Source organism: Paracoccus sp. KR1-242, assembly GCF_049446195.1.
GTDB classification, from domain to species: Bacteria; Pseudomonadota; Alphaproteobacteria; order Rhodobacterales; family Rhodobacteraceae; genus Paracoccus; species Paracoccus broussonetiae.
The window spans coordinates 187,738-204,272 of sequence record NZ_JBMSED010000003.1; the positions used below are offsets into that span (position 1 = coordinate 187,738).

Annotated in this window: 20 protein-coding genes; 13 read left to right on the forward strand and 7 right to left on the reverse strand. The window is 64.1% G+C overall.

Annotated elements, in window-relative coordinates; translation table 11 throughout:
• Position 1 precedes the first annotated feature (1 nt).
• The 6 genes from ACO2Q4_RS06430 to ACO2Q4_RS06455 form a co-directional block, all read right to left on the reverse strand.
• Positions 2 to 1,018 (reverse strand): ABC transporter ATP-binding protein, encoded by a 1,017-nt coding sequence (locus ACO2Q4_RS06430; protein WP_423318146.1) that lies wholly within the window; start codon positions 1,016 to 1,018, stop codon positions 2 to 4.
• On the reverse strand, positions 1,011 to 1,784 hold the full coding sequence (locus ACO2Q4_RS06435) for an ABC transporter permease (protein ID WP_395134702.1): 774 nt from the start codon (positions 1,782 to 1,784) through the stop codon (positions 1,011 to 1,013). The genes ACO2Q4_RS06430 and ACO2Q4_RS06435 overlap by 8 nt, the downstream gene beginning before the upstream one ends.
• On the reverse strand, positions 1,784 to 2,614 hold the full coding sequence (locus tag ACO2Q4_RS06440) for an ABC transporter permease (protein ID WP_311757859.1): 831 nt from the start codon (positions 2,612 to 2,614) through the stop codon (positions 1,784 to 1,786). The genes ACO2Q4_RS06435 and ACO2Q4_RS06440 overlap by 1 nt, the downstream gene beginning before the upstream one ends.
• 64 nt (positions 2,615 to 2,678) lie before the next feature.
• Positions 2,679 to 3,698, reverse strand: a complete 1,020-nt coding sequence (locus tag ACO2Q4_RS06445) for an ABC transporter substrate-binding protein (protein WP_423318149.1) — start codon at positions 3,696 to 3,698, stop codon at positions 2,679 to 2,681.
• 4 nt (positions 3,699 to 3,702) lie between these two features.
• Complete coding sequence (locus tag ACO2Q4_RS06450) at positions 3,703 to 4,698, reverse strand: LacI family DNA-binding transcriptional regulator (protein WP_423318151.1); 996 nt, start codon at positions 4,696 to 4,698, stop codon at positions 3,703 to 3,705.
• Between the two features lie 134 nt (positions 4,699 to 4,832).
• A complete protein-coding gene (locus ACO2Q4_RS06455; protein ID WP_423318153.1) occupies positions 4,833 to 5,999 on the reverse strand; it encodes an MFS transporter in 1,167 nt (388 codons plus the stop codon).
• A gap of 92 nt (positions 6,000 to 6,091) precedes the next feature.
• Here ACO2Q4_RS06455 and ACO2Q4_RS06460 point away from each other — a divergent pair, with 92 nt between their 5' ends.
• The 9 genes from ACO2Q4_RS06460 (at position 6,092) to ACO2Q4_RS06500 (ending at position 12,216) form a co-directional block, all read left to right on the forward strand.
• Complete coding sequence (locus tag ACO2Q4_RS06460; RefSeq protein ID WP_311757863.1) at positions 6,092 to 6,640, forward strand: TetR/AcrR family transcriptional regulator; 549 nt, start codon at positions 6,092 to 6,094, stop codon at positions 6,638 to 6,640.
• 97 nt (positions 6,641 to 6,737) lie between these two features.
• Entirely contained in the window at positions 6,738 to 8,117 is a 1,380-nt protein-coding gene (locus tag ACO2Q4_RS06465; protein WP_423318156.1) for an ethanolamine ammonia-lyase subunit EutB, read from the forward strand.
• Positions 8,114 to 8,863 (forward strand): ethanolamine ammonia-lyase subunit EutC, encoded by a 750-nt coding sequence (gene eutC, locus ACO2Q4_RS06470; RefSeq protein ID WP_423318158.1) that lies wholly within the window; start codon positions 8,114 to 8,116, stop codon positions 8,861 to 8,863. The genes ACO2Q4_RS06465 and eutC overlap by 4 nt, the downstream gene beginning before the upstream one ends.
• A gap of 217 nt (positions 8,864 to 9,080) precedes the next feature.
• Complete coding sequence (locus tag ACO2Q4_RS06475) at positions 9,081 to 9,350, forward strand: hypothetical protein (protein WP_311757866.1); 270 nt, start codon at positions 9,081 to 9,083, stop codon at positions 9,348 to 9,350.
• Complete coding sequence (locus ACO2Q4_RS06480) at positions 9,347 to 9,724, forward strand: hypothetical protein (RefSeq protein WP_311757867.1); 378 nt, start codon at positions 9,347 to 9,349, stop codon at positions 9,722 to 9,724. The genes ACO2Q4_RS06475 and ACO2Q4_RS06480 overlap by 4 nt, the downstream gene beginning before the upstream one ends.
• 7 nt (positions 9,725 to 9,731) lie before the next feature.
• Positions 9,732 to 9,902, forward strand: a complete 171-nt coding sequence (locus tag ACO2Q4_RS06485; RefSeq protein WP_311757868.1) for a hypothetical protein — start codon at positions 9,732 to 9,734, stop codon at positions 9,900 to 9,902.
• A 1-nt stretch (position 9,903) separates the two neighbouring features.
• On the forward strand, positions 9,904 to 11,298 hold the full coding sequence (locus ACO2Q4_RS06490; protein WP_311757869.1) for an APC family permease: 1,395 nt from the start codon (positions 9,904 to 9,906) through the stop codon (positions 11,296 to 11,298).
• Position 11,299: 1 nt separating this feature from the next.
• Positions 11,300 to 11,950, forward strand: coding sequence for a hypothetical protein (locus ACO2Q4_RS06495; RefSeq protein ID WP_423318161.1), 651 nt, complete (start codon positions 11,300 to 11,302; stop codon positions 11,948 to 11,950).
• Complete coding sequence (locus ACO2Q4_RS06500) at positions 11,947 to 12,216, forward strand: hypothetical protein (protein ID WP_311757871.1); 270 nt, start codon at positions 11,947 to 11,949, stop codon at positions 12,214 to 12,216. Before ACO2Q4_RS06495 ends, ACO2Q4_RS06500 begins: the two co-directional genes overlap by 4 nt.
• Positions 12,217 to 12,244: 28 nt before the next feature.
• On the opposite strand, the gene ACO2Q4_RS06505 is transcribed toward ACO2Q4_RS06500, so the two are convergent.
• Positions 12,245 to 12,922, reverse strand: coding sequence for a GntR family transcriptional regulator (locus ACO2Q4_RS06505; RefSeq protein ID WP_311757872.1), 678 nt, complete (start codon positions 12,920 to 12,922; stop codon positions 12,245 to 12,247).
• A gap of 130 nt (positions 12,923 to 13,052) precedes the next feature.
• On the opposite strand from ACO2Q4_RS06505, the gene ACO2Q4_RS06510 reads away from it, so the two are divergent.
• The 4 genes from ACO2Q4_RS06510 (at position 13,053) to ACO2Q4_RS06525 (ending at position 16,535) form a co-directional block, all read left to right on the forward strand.
• Positions 13,053 to 13,679, forward strand: a complete 627-nt coding sequence (locus tag ACO2Q4_RS06510) for a flavin reductase family protein (protein WP_423318164.1) — start codon at positions 13,053 to 13,055, stop codon at positions 13,677 to 13,679.
• 1 nt (position 13,680) lies between these two features.
• Positions 13,681 to 14,382, forward strand: coding sequence for an aspartate/glutamate racemase family protein (locus ACO2Q4_RS06515; RefSeq protein WP_423318166.1), 702 nt, complete (start codon positions 13,681 to 13,683; stop codon positions 14,380 to 14,382).
• Between the two features lie 230 nt (positions 14,383 to 14,612).
• A complete protein-coding gene (locus ACO2Q4_RS06520; protein WP_311757875.1) occupies positions 14,613 to 15,581 on the forward strand; it encodes an ABC transporter permease in 969 nt (322 codons plus the stop codon).
• Between the two features lie 15 nt (positions 15,582 to 15,596).
• Positions 15,597 to 16,535, forward strand: coding sequence for an ABC transporter permease (locus ACO2Q4_RS06525; RefSeq protein ID WP_311757876.1), 939 nt, complete (start codon positions 15,597 to 15,599; stop codon positions 16,533 to 16,535).

Genomic DNA, 16,535 nt, shown 5'->3' on the forward strand with positions numbered 1-16,535 from the left:
GTCAGGCCCTGCTGAGGACGGCGGCAGTCTCGACCGGCAGGTCGAACCGCAGGCTTTCGCCCATCGCGTGCCGGGGTGCATTGGCCGGGGTCTCGGCCTTGATCGGGCCGGCGGCGCTGTCGATCAGGTATTCCACCGTCTCGCCCAGATAGGATGCGCCGATCACGCGGCCCTCATGCGCGCCCTGGCCCAAAAGGACGGCACGCGGCCGCCATGCCAGGCCGTGCGCCTTGGGCGCGGTATCAAGCGGCAGGCGGCCCTTGGCCGTCGTCAGCGCGCCGTCCTTCAGCGCGAAGGTGTTTTCGAAGCCGATAAACTCGGCCACGAAGCCCGAGACGGGGCGTTCGTAGATGTTCGCTGGGGTGTCGATCTGTTCGATCCGGCCCTGACGCATGACCACGATGCGGTCCGCCAGCGCAAGCGCCTCGGACTGGTCGTGGGTGACGTAGATCATGGTGATACCCAGCTCTTTCTGAAGCCGCGCCAGTTCCGATCGCATCTCCAGCCGCAGGCGTGCGTCAAGGTTCGACAGCGGTTCGTCCAGCAGCAGCAGCTTCGGCTCGACCACGATCGAACGCGCCAGCGCGACGCGCTGCTGTTGGCCGCCGGACAGCGCTTTCGGCTGGCGATCGGCAAAGCTGCCCAGACCGACCGAGGCAAGCGCAGCATTCACACGGCGCGTGATCTCGCCCTTGGCGACGCCCTGCAGGCGCAGGCCGAAGGCCACGTTCTCGAACACGGTCAGGTGGGGGAACAGGGCATAGGACTGGAAGACCAGCCCGATGCCGCGCTTGTTCGGTGCGACGCGGGTGATGTCGCGCCCGTCCAGCGTGATGCGCCCGGACATCGGCTTCATCAGGCCGGCGATGGCGCGCATGGTGGTGGTCTTGCCGCAGCCCGAGGGGCCAAGCAGCGCGACCAGTTCACCCCGGCGAAGTTCCAGGTTCAGTGCCTCGACCGCGACCGAGTCGCCATATCCAAGGGTCAGGTCTTGCAGGGAAAGGAAGGCATCAGACATAGCGCGAAAGTCCCAGAAGTTTCTCGGCCACCATCACGATCAGCAGCGACATCAGCGCCAGCAGGCCCGACAGCGCGGCGATCGAGGGGTCATAGTTGAATTCCATATAGGCCATCATGTCGATCGGCAGGGTCGAGACCCCCGGACCGGTCAGGAACAGCGAAACCGGCACCTGATTGAACGAGGTGATGAAGCCGATGATGAAGGCGGCCATGATGCCGTTGCGGATATTCGGCAGCACGACCTTGATGAAGCTTTGCAGCCGCGTGGCGCCAAGCAGCACCGCCGCCTCTTCTATATCGACGCGCAGGTTCATCAGCGAACCCGAGACGATGCGGACGGCATAGGGGATCAGCAGCGCGGTGTGCCCGATGAACAGCGCGGGCAGGATGCCGACCCCCATCGGGATCACCAGATGGCGCAAGAGCGCAAGGCCCACGATGATCCCCGGCACGATGATCGGCGAACTCAGGATATTGCGGATCGCGTTGGCGCCCGGCGGGTTGTAGCGTTCCAGCCCATAGGCTGCGGGCACGCCGATCAGCAGCGCCAGCAGCGTGGCCCCGATCCCCAGCGTGATCGATACAGCGAACGTGGCGCGGAAGCTGTCCACCTCGAACACGCGGGCGACCCAGCGCAGTGACAACCCGTCGGGCGGAAACGCCAGCGTCTCGCCTCCGGAAAGCCCGGCGACGCAGATCAGGATGAATGGTCCGATCAGGAAGGCAAGGACCAGAAACAGGATCGTCTGTCCGGCAATGCGCATCACTTGCCCCCTTTCCGCGCCGTGGCGAGACGCTTCAACACGAAATTGGTGATGATCGACATGGCGATCAGGATGATGGCGATCACGCCTGCCGCCGCGAAGTCGTTTGCGACGGACACGCGCTGATACAGCAGCGTTTCCAGCATCAGCACCTTGGAACCGCCAAGGATCGCCGGGGTGACATAGGCGGTCAGCGAGCCGACGAAGACCAGCGTTCCGCCCACCACCAGCCCTTCGCGGGTCAGAGGCAGGATGACTTTCCAGAAGACCTGCAACCAGTTCGCGCCCAGCATCCGCGCGGCAGGGACGACGTCGCGGGGCAGGTTTTCCAGTGCCGAGATCAGCGGCAGCACCATCAGCGGAAAGAAAAGCTGGATCAGGCCGATGAAGATCGCGGTTTCGGAAAACAGGATGCGCGCGGGGGTATCAAGGATGCCTGCCCCGGTCAGGAACTGGTTTACGATGCCCGTCTTGCCCAGGATCACGACCCATGCATAGGTCCGCGCCACGGGCGAGATCATCAGCGGCAGCACCAGCGTGGCGATCAGCCGCCCCTTGCCCTTGTCCGAGGCGTCGACGATCGACAGCGCCACCGCATAGCCGATCACGGCGGATATGGCGGTGACGTAAAGTCCAAGGCGGAATGTGCGCCAGAAGACCTCGCGATGCAGCGGCTTGGCGAAAAATTCGGTGAAGCTTGAAATGCCCCAGCCTGTGGGCGTCTGGAATGCGCCGGACAGCAGGATCGCCACCGGCAGCAGAAAGCCCAGAATGATGAACAGCGTGGCCGGCGCCAGAAGCGCCAGGCCAAGCCTGCGGTCCTGAAACATCGCGACATTCCCCCGTGTCGAGGGGCCACGGCAGCGCGCCGTGGCCGGTTGGGTTTTCCGCGTCTTACTGCGCGACCTTGGCGTTCCAGGCCTCAAGCCAGGCGTCGCGGTTCTCAAGCATCGACTTCGCGGGCAGGAACTTGATGGCGGCGGCCATCTCGGGGCCATAGGTCAGCCCCTCGGCGATTTCGTCCGAGACGGTGACCTTCTGGTTCACGGGGCTGTCCACCTGACCCTCGGCCAGCTTCTGCTGGACCTCGGCCGACAGCCAATAGTCGATGAACTGGTGCGCCAGATCCGGATCATGGGCGCCCTTGACGATGGACAGCACGTTCATGCCGCCCGACTGGCCCTCCTTCGGGGTGGCCCAGCGGGCGCTCGGGACGGTCTTGAGAAGGTTCGCCCAGCCGAAGCGACCGATGACCGAGGCCGCGATCTCGCCCTGCTGCATCAGTTGCGGGATCTGGCCGCCCTTTTCATAGAAGGTCACGATGTCGTCGCGATGATCGGCCACCAGATCAATGGCTTTTGCGAATTTCGGATCGTCCGATCCCAGCGCCGTCTCGATCATCTGGAGCGCCAGCGGGCCCTGCGTGGTCGAGACGTTGGGCAGCGCCACCTGGCCCTTCAGCTTGTCGCCGAACAGGTCCAGCCAGCTGCCCACCCCGTCGATGACGTCGGAATCATAGACGATCGAGGTGCCGTAGAAGGTATAGCCCACCGCCATGTTGCCGCCGACCGGATCGCGGGCGAATTCATAGGCATCGGCAAGGTTCGGCAGCTTGGCCGGGTCGACCGGCTGGATCAGGTCCTTGCCTGCCGCCTCCAGCGCATTGGCGTCCGAATACGCGATCACGTCGACCACCGGCTTGGCCTTGTTCGCCTCAAGCTTGGCCAGCCGTTCCGAGGAGTTGCCCATCTCGACCACCAGCTTGCAGCCGCACTTCGCCTCGAACGGGGTATAAAGCGCCTCTTTGTAGGCATCTTGCGAAATGCCGTAGACCGAGATGGTCAGCGTCTTGTCCGCGGCGGCGGCAGAGGTTGCGACAAGGCCAAGAAGGCTTGCGGAAAGCAGAAGTCTCATGGGGTTATCCTTTGCGGGCGGAAGGGGCTGCGGCGGTCGAGCAGCGGGGAACAAGGGTGACGGGAACCAGGTCGGGGGCGGTTCGTTCGCCCATGGCATGGGCAAGCGCCAGCTCCGCGACCGTTTGCAGGTCCTGGCGGATCGTCGTCAGCGCGGGTGCGACGATCCGGCCCCAGACCGTATCGTCGAAGCCTGCGACCGAAATATCCTGAGGGACGCTCAGGCCGCGTGCGGTCAAGGCCATGACCGCGCCGACCGCAAGGGCGTCATAGGCCGCGGCGATCGCCGTCACCGGCCCGGGATTCCATCCGGCCAGCCCATCCCGCGCCGCTTCGTGCGTGGGCGGCAGGGCCATGTGCCGGGTGGTGATGCCCTGTGCGTCGAACACCTCGCGCATGCCTTGCAGGCGCAGGGCGTTCACGCGCGAATCCTGTCCGCTTGCGCCCAGCAGCAGGACGTCGCGATGACCCAGCCCGATCAGGTGGCGCGCGACCAGCGCCCCGCCCTGCCTGTGGTCGGACGAGACCGCGTTCAGCGGGTTGCTGGCGGCGTCGACGACCGTCAGCGGACGCGACAGGGCCAAACCTTCAAGCCGCGATCCGCGCATCGGCACAAGCACCAGCGCATCCATGCCGCGCGCCGCCATGTCGCGCAGATGTTCGGTCTGCATTTCAAGACTGCCAAGCGAATCCGCGACCGTCATTGCCAGGTCGCGCTTGCGCGCCGCCATCGCGAAGGCACGCGCGAATTCCGCGAAAAGTGGCATGCGGAAATCAGGCAGGATGATGGCGAAGGATTGCGTGCGACCGGTTCGCAATGCGCGTCCCAAGCCTGATGGAGAAAAGCGCAGTTCGGCCGCTTTTTCATGGACCTGGCGGCGGGTTTCTTCGGACAGGCGGCCCTTGCCGCGCAATGCGTTCGAAACCGTCGCGCGCGAGATTCCCAGCGCGTCGGCAATGTCCTGCATCGATGCGGCGGCATGACCGGCCGGCTTGTCCATCCCCGAATCCGCTGATGGTTACACGATTAATCATCCGGCTGTTAGCAAGCGAACGGCGCGGGGGTCAACGCAAAACAGACAGGCCCGCAGCAATCGCCGCGGGCCTGCCTGCTATTTATGCGACAGGGAAGCCGTCAGGCGGCGCGTGGCCTGACCGCCGGCGCTGCGATCGATGCCCCCACGATCAGCGTCGTCACCACCAGAAGCGCGTTGCGCAATCCATAGTGTTCGCCGATGAAGCCAAGGCTGGGCGGTCCGACCAGCATGGCCAGGTAGCCGACGATGGCGACTGCCTGCACCCTGGCCGCGGAATCCGCGCCTCCGCCCGCGCCCGCCGCCGACAAGGCCAGCGGGAAGCCAAGCGAGGTCCCAAGCCCCCACATCAGGACTGCGACGCCAGCCAGCCAGGGGTTGGTGCCGAAGACGACATAGGCAACCCCCAGCCCCGCCAGGATGGCGCAGCCCCGGATCACCCGCGCCGCGCCGAACCGCTGGATGAAGATGCCGCCACCGAAGCGGCCCGCCGTCATCGCGGCCGTGAAGGCCAGGAAGATCAGCGAACCCGAGGCGACCGAAAATCCGTGTTCGTCGACCATCAGGATCGGCAACCAGTCATTCGCCGCGCCTTCGGCCAGCGCCATCGCGAAGACGATCAGCCCGATCAGCAAGACGCGGGGGTCACCCCAGATGCGGGCATCGGCGATGGTCGCATGGTTGCCGCCCGACGACAGCCCGTTCCCGGACGGAATGTCATTTCGGAAGGCGATGATCAGGCCAGCAATCAGAACTGCGATCGCCGCCAGGTGCAGCGCCACCGGCACGCCCAGCGACACCAGCGCCAGTCCGATCAACGCGCCGCAAAGCGTGCCAAGGCTGAAGCAGCCGTGCAGGGTATGCAGAACCGGCTTTTTGCGCAGGGCCTCGACACCCGCGCCTTCCAGGTTGACCGCGATCTCTGCCCCACCCATGCCCAATCCGAAAAGGGCCAGCCCGCAGGCGGCCATGATCTGAGAACCCAGGATCACGCCCACCGCGACCGTCACCATCGAAGACAGGATCAGGCATAGACCCATAAGTGCGGTGGTGCGTGTATCAAGCGCCGCGACGATGCGGCCCGCAAGCAGGATGCCGCACATCGAGCCGATCGACATGCCGAACAGGACCAGCCCCATCTGCGCAACCGATGCGCCGATCGCGTCCCGGATTTCGGGAGTGCGCGTGACCCATGACGCCAGCGCAAGGCCGGGAATGAAGAAATAGACGAACAATGCGCGCGTCCTGCGGCGAAGATCACGATCCATGGGCGCGGTCCCTTGTGCGACATTGTTATGGACAAACGTCCACAACGCGTTATGGACATATGTCCACAATGGCCGCAGAGTCAAGAACGACCATGACCGAGACCCGAAAACGCCGCTACGACCCGGACAGGCGGGATCGCATCATCGACGCCGCGCTGGATGTGATCGCCGCGCGCGGTGTCGCGGGCACCACGCACCGCCGGGTGGCCGAGGCGGCGAACGTGCCCCTCGGCTCCATGACCTATCATTTCGCGGGCATTGACGACCTGCTGGTCGAGACCTTCCGCCGCTTTTCCATGTCCGCCGCGGCGCTGTATCGCGCGCGTCTGGAGGCCGCCACCACGCCCGACGAAGCGCGCGAGGCAGTCGTCGACCTGATCAGCGGCGGGCTTTGGGCCACCCAGCGCAACATGCTGCTGAGCTTGGAGCTTTACACCTATGCCGCGCGCAATCCGCGACTGCGCGAGGTGCTGGTGGACTGGATGGCCGAAAGTCGCGCGGCCCTGCAACGGCATTTCCCGCCAGCCACCGCCCGCGTCCTTGACGCCTTTCTGGAAGGCGTGACGATCCACAATACGAACAGCGAGAACCTGATTTCTCGTGACGAGGTGCGCGAGATCGTGGCCAGGCTGACGCGCTGAAAGGCAGCTCACGTCCGGCAGCGGAAACGGGACGCAGCGCGCTGGACGGGACCGGATTTCGCCAGCATGATCGGGCGAAACGGATGGGGACGCAGCGATGGGATTTCGCGCGACGGCGCGGGGTGAAAGCTTCCGCTTCGACGATCTGGCGACGGTGATGGCTTCGGCCTCGCCCGAGCGTTCGGGCGATCACCTGGCGGGGATCGCCGCCGCCTCGGCGTTGCAGCGGGTCGCCGCGCGTCGGGTGCTGCTGGATCTGCCCCTGTCGCATTTCCTGTCAGACGCCTTGGTGCCCTATGAGGCGGACGAGGTCACGCGGCTGATTATCGACAGCCATGACGCGACAGCCTTCGCCCCTGTTGCCGCGATGACGGTTGGTGAATTGCGGGACTGGCTTCTTTCGCCGGCCGCCGACAGCATATCGCTGAAAGCGCTTGCACCGGGCCTGATGCCCGAGATGGTTGCCGCGGTCAGCAAGCTGATGCGCAATCAGGACCTGATCCGGGTGGCCCGAAAGGTCGAGGTCGTGACCGCCTTCCGCAACACCATCGGCGGACGCGGCACGCTTGCGACCCGCCTGCAGCCGAACCATCCCGCCGATGATCCGCGCGGAATTGCGGTCTCGGTCCTTGATGGGCTGTTGCAGGGTGCGGGGGATGCGGTGATCGGGATCAATCCCGCGTCGGACAATATCGCGAATTGTCACGCGCTGCTGGTGGCGCTGGACGAGATCCGGCAGGCCTTCGCCATTCCCACGCAAAGCTGCGTCCTGACCCATGTCACCAATTCGCTGGCGCTGCTGGAACGCGGGGCACCGGTTGATCTGATCTTTCAATCTGTGGCCGGAACGCAGGCCGCGAACGAAGGCTTCGGCATCTCGCTGTCGATTCTGGCCGAGGCGCATGAGGCGGGGCTGGCAGCGGGACGCGGCACGGTCGGCCGGAACTGCATGTATTTCGAAACCGGTCAGGGGGCGGCTCTGTCAGCGGATGCCCATCACGGCGTCGACCAGCAGACGCTGGAGGCGCGGGCCTATGGGGTTGCGCGCGCCTTTCATCCGCTGCTGGTCAACACCGTCGTGGGCTTCATCGGGCCGGAATATCTTTACGACGGCAAGCAGATCACGCGTGCGGGCCTTGAGGATCATTTCTGCGGCAAGTTGCTTGGCCTGCCGATGGGGGTCGATGTCTGCTATACCAACCATGTCGAGGCCGATCAGGACGACATGGACACGCTGGCAACGCTGCTGGCGCAGGCGGGGGTCAGCTTCGTCATCACGGTACCGGGCGCCGATGACGTCATGCTGGGTTATCAGAGCCTGGCGTTTGAGGATATTGCCTATCTGCGCGAGGTGACGGGCCTGCGCCCGGCCCCGGAATTTGCGCGCTGGCTGGCCGGGTTCGGGCTGGCGGGGCAGGGCGCGCGGGCCTTGCCCGACGCTGCCGCGCTGGCGCGGCGGATGGGAATTTCGGCATGAGCGCGCCTGACCAGCTGGGGCAGTTGCGGCGATTGACACCCGCCCGCGTGCGGCTGGATGCGGCGGCGCGACCCCTTCCCCTGACCTCGCTGCTGGCCTTTCAAGAAGATCACGCGGCTGCCCGCGATGCCATTCACGCGCCGCTTGACGCGGATGCGCTGGTGCGGGCGCTGGCGCCGCGACCCTGCCTGTGTGTGGACAGCCGCGCGACCGATCGAGCGACCTATCTGCGCCGTCCGGATCTGGGGCGGCAGCTTGCCGAAGGGGCGGATCTGCCGCGACTGGGCTGCGCGCTGGCAGTGGTCCTGTGCGACGGGCTTTCAGCCCCTGCGGTGATGGCCCATGCGCCGGGCGTCCTTGACGCGCTTTCGGCACGGCTGCCGCCATTGGCGGATCAGCCCGTTGTGCTGGTCAGAGGCGGCCGTGTCGCAATCGGCGATCAAATCGGGGCGGCGCTTGGTGCGCAGATGGTGCTGGTCCTGATCGGAGAGCGGCCGGGCCTGTCCGTCGCGGACAGTCTGGGCGCGTATCTGACGCTGAATCCGCGGCCCGGTCTGCGTGACAGCGCGCGGAACTGTGTATCGAACATCCATCTGTGTGGCGGCCTGTCGCATGCGGCTGCGGCCGACCGCCTTGCATGGCTGGTGCAAGAGGCCCGACGCATCGGCGCGACCGGTGTCGCGCTCAAGGACGAAAGTGTCATCCGCCCGGCCCTGGGGACGGAAGGCGGGGTCCCGTCGCCCTGACCGGCCTTGCTGCCGGTGGGCCTGCTTGTGGAAACTCGCCGAGCTTTACCAGCCTCCGACAAATTTCTTGACAGAATCCCGGCGCCTCGTTTTCCTAGAGGAAAATAAGTTGTCGGATAAGAAAATCGACGCTTGGCCCGGCGCGGATCCGACAATCAGGAAACGGGCCTCAAGGGGAGGAAGCAACGTGTCGGATCTGCCGAGTCGAATCAAGGCTATGCACCGTCGAGATGTCGCGGTTGCCTGGGCCTTTGTCCTGGGGCTTTGGTTCTCAATCATCTTTGTCGCATGGGGGACCTGGTCGCTTGCGCCCAGCGGTACCGCGCGCATCATGCTGCTGTTCGGTGGCGGCGTGGTCCTGCTGTTCAACACTGCCGCGATCATGGCGATGTTGCGCCATTACCGCGAGGATCGTGACTTCATGTATGGCCTGGACATCGAGTTTCTGGACGCCGCCCGCGCCCTGAAACGGGCAGGCCGCACATGACGCGTTATCGTGCCCCGGTACAGGGCAAGATCGGGCAGGTCGTCGACGTGATCGTTCTGCTGATCATGGCGATCGGCGCGCTTTACATCCCGCTTTGGCTGGGCATGGCCGGCTCCTCGAAGGTGCCCGAGGCCATCACGGATCCAAGCTGGGAAGGGCTGGGCCAGAACCCCGTCATGGTCGAGCAGTGGCAGAAGCTGGGCTTTGCGGACCCCGCCTCGGCCAGCGATTTGATCACGGCGCGCTTCGACTACAGCTTCTCGATCGGTGCGATGATCGCCATGGTCGTCGTCATCGTTGGGTATTACGCGATCCTGCTGCGGTTTTCCGAAAAGGAATATCGCGAGGTGATCGCCGAGAAATTCGGCGAGTGAGGGCACCATGGACCTTTGGAACTATCTGGAATTCGCAGCATGGGCGGCCTCGGCACTGTTCGGCCTGTTCATCGTCATCGACTGGATCCGGACCGACAGCACCTATAGCGAGGAATTCCTGACCTCCTCGCGCGAGGGGGAGCTGGAAGCCCTGACCGAAGAGCAGCATCGGGGATAACATGTCACAAGCTGAGAAGATCGAGCATGTCGGGCTGGCCCGCGTGCTTGGCCCGGCGCATGTCTGGGCGCTGGGGGTCGGCATCGTCCTTGTCGGCGAATACATGGGCTGGAACTTTGCCGTGGGCAAGGGCGGGGCATATGCCGCGCTGATCGCCTGCTGGTTCGCGGGCATCCTTTATACATGCGTCGCGATGATCGATTCCGAGGTGACGTCGACCGTCGCCGCAGCCGGGGGGCAATACACACAGGCCAAGCACATCGTCGGGCCCCTGATGGCCTTCAACGTGGGGCTTTACCTTGTCTTTGCCTATACCATGCTTGAGGCCGCGAACGCGATCACGGTGGGCTTTCTTGTCGACACCGTTGCCACGATGAGCGGACATCAGGGCGGCGTCGACCAGCGGCCTTTCATCATCCTGTCGATCGCCTTCCTTGCCTGGTTGAACTATCGCGGGGTGCTGGCGACGCTGACCTTCAACCTTGTCATCACTGCCATCGCCTTTACCGCGGTCATCGTGCTGTTCCTCAGCACCTCGGGGTTGATCGGTGAAAGCCCGCTGCGCCATGCCGACCTTCTGTCGGGTCCGGCGGCGTTGCCCTATGGCTGGGTTGGTGTTCTCGCCGCCATGCATTTCGGCCTGTGGTTCTATCTGGGGATCGAAGGCACGACCCAGGCGGCCGAAGAGGTCCGCAGCCCGTCGCGCGCCTTGCCCTTCGGCACGCTGGCAGGCGTCATGACGCTGGCGATCGCGGCCACGCTGACCTGGTATGTCTGCACGGGGCTGATGCCTTGGGAATACCTTGGCCAGTCGGGGGTGCCGCTGTTCGATGCGGCGCGGATGACCGGATCCTATGGGCTGATGGTGTTCCTGGGGATCGGGACGCTGTTCGCCACGTTGGCCTCGGCCAATGGTTGCATCAACGATGCCAGCCGCGCGTGGTTCGCGATGGGGCGCGACCGCTATCTTCCCGGCTGGTTCGGGGCGGTGCATCCGAAATACCGCACGCCATATCGCTCGATCATCTTCCTTGTCCCGATCGCGCTGATCTTTGCGCTTGGCGCGCCGCTGGACCAGGTGGTGACCTTCTCGATCCTGTCGGGGCTGCTGGAATATACCTTCATGCCGCTGAACATCATCCTGTTCCGCCGCAAATGGCCGCTCGACTCGATCAAGCGGGGGTATGAGCATCCGTTCCATCCGCTGCCGGCCTATGTGCTGCTGGGGCTGTGCGGGCTGACTTTCTTCGCGGTGTTCCTGGGCTATGGCACGCAGCTTGTCGCGATGATCGCCTTCTATATCATCGTGTCGCTGTGGTTCCACTTCTGGCGCTATCGCTTTGTCAACCGGGGTGCTCAGTTCACCATGCCCTGGCCCAAGCCGCGCGGTTACTAAGATGCTGCCCGTCCTTGTCCTTGGCGTCCTGCTTGCCTGGCTGAGCCTGCGGCTGGTTGCCGATGCCAAGCAGCGCCGCGCGGCGCGCGCGGGCTGGCTGGACAGGGTCACGCTGCAGGACCGGCGTTCGGCGCTGGCGGCGACGGGCTTTGCCCGCGCCTCCGGTCGCCGGGCGGGGCTTGCGCTGGACCTTCAGGCCGTGCCCGATACGCTGACCATCCGCAAGCTGCCGACCCTATGGCTGCTGGTGACGCTGCCCGAGCCGCTGCCTCTGCGGCAGCGGATCAACCTGATGATGCGCCCAACCGGGGGCGAGTCCTTCTCGACCTTCGCCGGGCTGCCGCACCAGACCATACTCGCCATGGGCTTTCCCGAAGGTGCGGTGCTGCGCAGCGAGCAGCCCCTGACCGAGGCCGAGGCGACGCTGCTTGCACGGCATCTGGCGCTGTTTGACGATCCCCGTGTCAAGGAGCTGGTGCTGTCCCCACAGGGCCTGCGCATCACCTGGCTTGCGGAAGAGGCTGACCGCGGCCGTTACCTGCTGTTCCGCGAGGCCGAGATGGGGCGCAAGGCGCTGGACCCCTCGGCGCTTGACCCGCTGGTCGCCGCGCTTGCCGCGCTGCGTCAGGACATCATGAAGGTTGCCGCATGAAAACGCCGCCCAATCCACATCTGGTGCTAGTCTCGGCCATCCTGCTGCCCGGCTCGGGGCAGGTCTGGAACGGTGTGCCCCTGCGCGGCCTGACCTTCCTGTTCTTCGCTTGCCTGCTGGGTGGCTTCACGATTCTGACCGCCCCGCCCGAGGCGTCCTTCATCGGGCGAAACGCCGGGGGCTTCTTCGTCTGGGCCATGGCGGTTTTCGACGCCTACAAGCAGGCGCGCATCCGCCATGCGGTCTGGCAGCACCGGGCGGCATGATTCTGGACAGCACAGGCCGCGGGGCTGATCAGCCCTGCGGCAGCAGCACGTCCTTGAGGCTGCGGATGCTGTCGCGTTCACCTGACAGGCGCAGTTCTTTTTCGACGTGATCCAGGTGATGGGCCATGGCCTTCTTGGCCTGCTTCAGGTCGCCGTTCTGGAGGTGCAGCAGGATCTCGTCATGCTCGTCCGGGCCGCAATTGTACTGGTCGGAATTGCGGAAGGCCGCGGTGATCAAAGAGCTGCGGCTGATCAGGTCGCGCATCAGGCGCGACAGGAATTCGGCATCGGACATGTCGGCCAGCATCTGGTGAAACCCGCCTGACAGCTTGATGATCGCGCGCTGGTCGTTCTGTGTATTGGCCACTCGTTCCTGCTCGACGTGGTCGCGGATGGTCGCGACCTTTTCGTCATCCAGCCGGTCGATCAACCGCTCTAGCACCCTTTGTTCGACAGTGCGGCGGACGTGGAAGATGTCGCGCGCATCCTCGACCCCTGGCTCGGCGACGAAGGCGCCCTTGTTGACCTCGCTGGTGATCAACCCCTCGCGCGCAAGGATCGCCAGAACCTGCCGGACACGGGCACGACTGACGCCGAAAACCTCGGCCAGTTCGGTTTCCTTCAGCCTGACCCCAGGGCGCAACCGCCGTTCGGCTATGGAAAGCCAGATCCGTTCTGCAATCTGTTCGGCGGTTAACGAATCCATCATGCCCCGAGTATGATTTTGACCCAAGATTAATCGTCTTTCATCTTTTGGTCCAGCGAGAATGGTGCCATAAGTGTCGACAATCATGTAGACACATGCCTCGACACAGACCCTTCAAAGGATGCGCGCCATGGAATTTGACTTCATGCAGATGGAGCCGGCGGATCGTTACCGGTTGCTGACCAATTTCGTCGGACCGCGACCCATTGCCCTTGTCACGACGCGCTCGCCCGCGGGCGGCAACAACGGCGCACCGATGAGTTTCTTCAACGTTTTTTCCCACGATCCGGCAATCGTCGTGCTGGGGATCCAACCCCGTCAGGACGGGCGCGAAAAGGATACCGTGGCGAATATCCGGCGCAGCGGCGAGTTCACCGTGAACATGGTCGACATGGCGCTGTCGCGGACCATGCTGGTCTGCGGCCTGTCGGTCGAACCAGATACGGATGAACTGGAACTGGCCGGAGAGGCGGTGTCGCCCGGCGCGCAGGTCGAAAGCGGCTGGCTGCCTGCCAGCCCTTGCGCGATGGAGTGCCGTGTCGAAAGGCTGATCGAATATCCGCGCCGGCTGCTTGTCCTTGGTGAAGTCGTGCATATGCATGTCCGCCCCGATTGCCTGGATGAGCAGGGAAGATATGTGAATCCGGATGTCTATCATCCCATCGCGCGGCTTCACGCTGACAATTACATCGTGTCCGATCGGCAGTTCGTCCTGAAGGCTCCACCCCTCGAATCCGTCACGAAGGGAGAGAGCTGAGGTGGAAATCTTTGTTATCAACCCGAACTCTTCGGCATCGATGACCGAGACTGCAGTCGATTGCGCGCGCCGCGTTGCGGCCCGTGGCACCCGCATCCGGGGCGCTACGGGGATCGGTTCTCCTGCAAGTATCGAAGGTTGCGCGGATGAGGCGATGTCGGTTCCAACCCTGCTGGCCCAGATCAGGGCGGCCGAGGCCGAAGGATCAGTGGCGACGGTGATCGCGTGCTTCGACGACCCCGGCCTTGATGCGGCGCGAGAGGTCGCGACCGGCCCCGTGATCGGCATTTGCCAGGCCGGGATTCAGGCGGCGATGATGATTTCGAAGCGGTTCTCGATCATCACGACGTTGTCGCGCTCGGTCCCGGCGATCGAAGACCTGGTCCAGCGTTACGGCGCGGGTCACCATTGCCGTCGCGTTCGCTGCATCAACCTGCCGGTGCTGTCGCTGGAAAGCGAGTCTCAACACGCCTTCAGTCTTCTGGTGGCCGAGATCGAGCGGGCTCGGGATGACGACGGTGCAGAAGCGGTGGTGCTGGGTTGTGCTGGCATGGCCAATCTGACCGAGGAGCTGAGCCGTGCAACCGGGGTCGTCGTTATCGACGGGGTCACGGTTGCGGTGAAATTCGCGGAAGCTTTGGTTGGAAGCGGACTGAAGACCTCCAAGGCCAATGCCTATGCCTTTCCGCGGGTGAAATCGTAACAGCCTGAATCATGTTCAATCGGCTCGTTCCTGCCTGCCAATTACGCTTCTTCAAGTTTTTTGTGGGCAAGATTGTCGACATTGAAGTTGACAGAAGCGGCGACATGAATAGTGTCGCTGAACATAAGCCGGGCAGTCTCCGGCAAGAATGAAACGGCGTCAGGGGGGAGTGATCTGCATGTCGTGCCGACCGGAGCGCCGACCCGGACCTGACCGCAGGGGATAGGGTCATGCTGGTCTTCATCATCAAGAAACTGGCCAATGCCGCCTTCGTCATGCTGGCGGTGGCCTTTCTGGCTTTCCTGATCTTCCGCCTGGCGGGCGATCCCGTGGACATGATGTCCACCGAACAGACGACCGAAGCCGATCGCGAGCTGCTGCGCGAAAAGCTGGGCCTGAACGACAGCTTCCTGGTGCAATACGGGCGCTTCGTGGGCAATGCGGCCCAGGGCGAGTTCGGCATTTCCTATCGCAACGGTCAGGACGTTCTTGGCCTGATCGCCGAGCGTTTCCCCGCGACCATGGAGCTGGTGATCGTCGCCACCCTGCTGTCGCTGGTGATCGGCTTGCCATTGGGGGTGCTAACAGCGATCAAGCGGGGGCGAGCCTATTCCGAGCTATTGCAGTTCGGATCGATCATCGGCGTTTCGCTGCCAAGCTTCGTCGTCGGCATCCTTCTGATCCTGGTGTTTTCGGTGACGCTTGGCATGTTCCCGGCGTTTGGTCGCGGCGATGTCGTGGATCTTGGCTGGTGGTCGACGGGCTTCCTGACGAAATCCGGGCTGCTGGCGCTGGTCCTGCCCTCGATCTCGCTGTCGCTGTATCAGGTGACGCTGATCATGCGGCTTGTCCGGGCCGAGATGCTTGAGGTGATGCGTTCGGACTATGTGAAATTTGCCCGTGCCCGCGGCATCAGCCGCTACAAGATCTATTTCCGCCATGCGCTGCGGAACTGCCTGATGCCGGTGGTCACGCTGACGGCGATGAATATCGGCACGCTGATTGCATTTGCCCTGATCACCGAGACGGTCTTCCAGTGGCCGGGCATGGGCATGCTGTTCATCCAGGCGGTGACCTTTATCGATATCCCGGTGATGGCGGCCTATCTGTGCATCGTTGCGTTCATCTTCGTGTTCCTGAACACGGTGGTCGACATCACCTATGCCCTGATCGACCCGCGCCTGCGCACCGCCAAGTAACCAGGAGCAGGGACAATGACGACGACCCCGACCGCAACCCATCCCTCGCTGATCGCCCGCATCCGCAAAAGCGACCTGTGGTGGTCCTTTACACACTCCTGGTCCGCACGCATTGCCGCGGTCCTGCTGATCCTGCTGATCGGGAGCGCCTTTTTCGCGCCGCTGATCGCGCCGCAGAATCCCTATGACGCGGCCCAGCTGGACATGTGGAAATCCGAACTGCCGCCGATCTGGCAGTCGGGGGGGGAATGGCCCTATGTCCTGGGGACCGACACGCAGGGCCGCGACATGTTGTCCGTGCTGCTTTACGGCACCCGGATCTCTGTCATGATCGGCTTCGCCTCGGTCGTCCTGTCGCTGGTCATCGGCCTGTCGCTGGGCCTGATCGCGGGATATTTCGGCGGCATCGCGGATAACGTGCTGATGCGCGTGGGCGATGTGGTGCTGTCGATCCCGACGATCCTGATCGCGATCCTTGTCTCGGCCGTGGTGCGGCAGATGCTGCCGGTGGGCCTGCGCGAGATCGGCGCCTCGGCGGTGCTGGTCCTGGCGATCACGCTGTCCGGCTGGGTGCAGTATGCCCGGACTGTCCGCGCCCAGACGATCATCGAGCGTGGCAAGGAATACGTCATGGCGGCCAAGCTGCTGAACGTGCCGAAACGCCGGATCATGTTCCATCACATCCTGCCGAACACGCTGACCCCTGTCCTGGTCGCGGCGACGCTGTCCTTCGGCATGGCCATCCTGACCGAGGCAACGCTGTCATTCCTGGGCATCGGCATGCCGCCCGGTCAGCCCTCGCTGGGGACGCTGATCCGCATCGGCAACCAGTACCTGTTCTCGGGGCTCTGGTGGATGGTGATCTTTCCCGTGGTGCAACTTTCGCTGCTGGTCATCTCGGTGAACCTGCTGGGCGACTGGCTGCGCGACGCACTCAATCCAAAACTGAGGTAA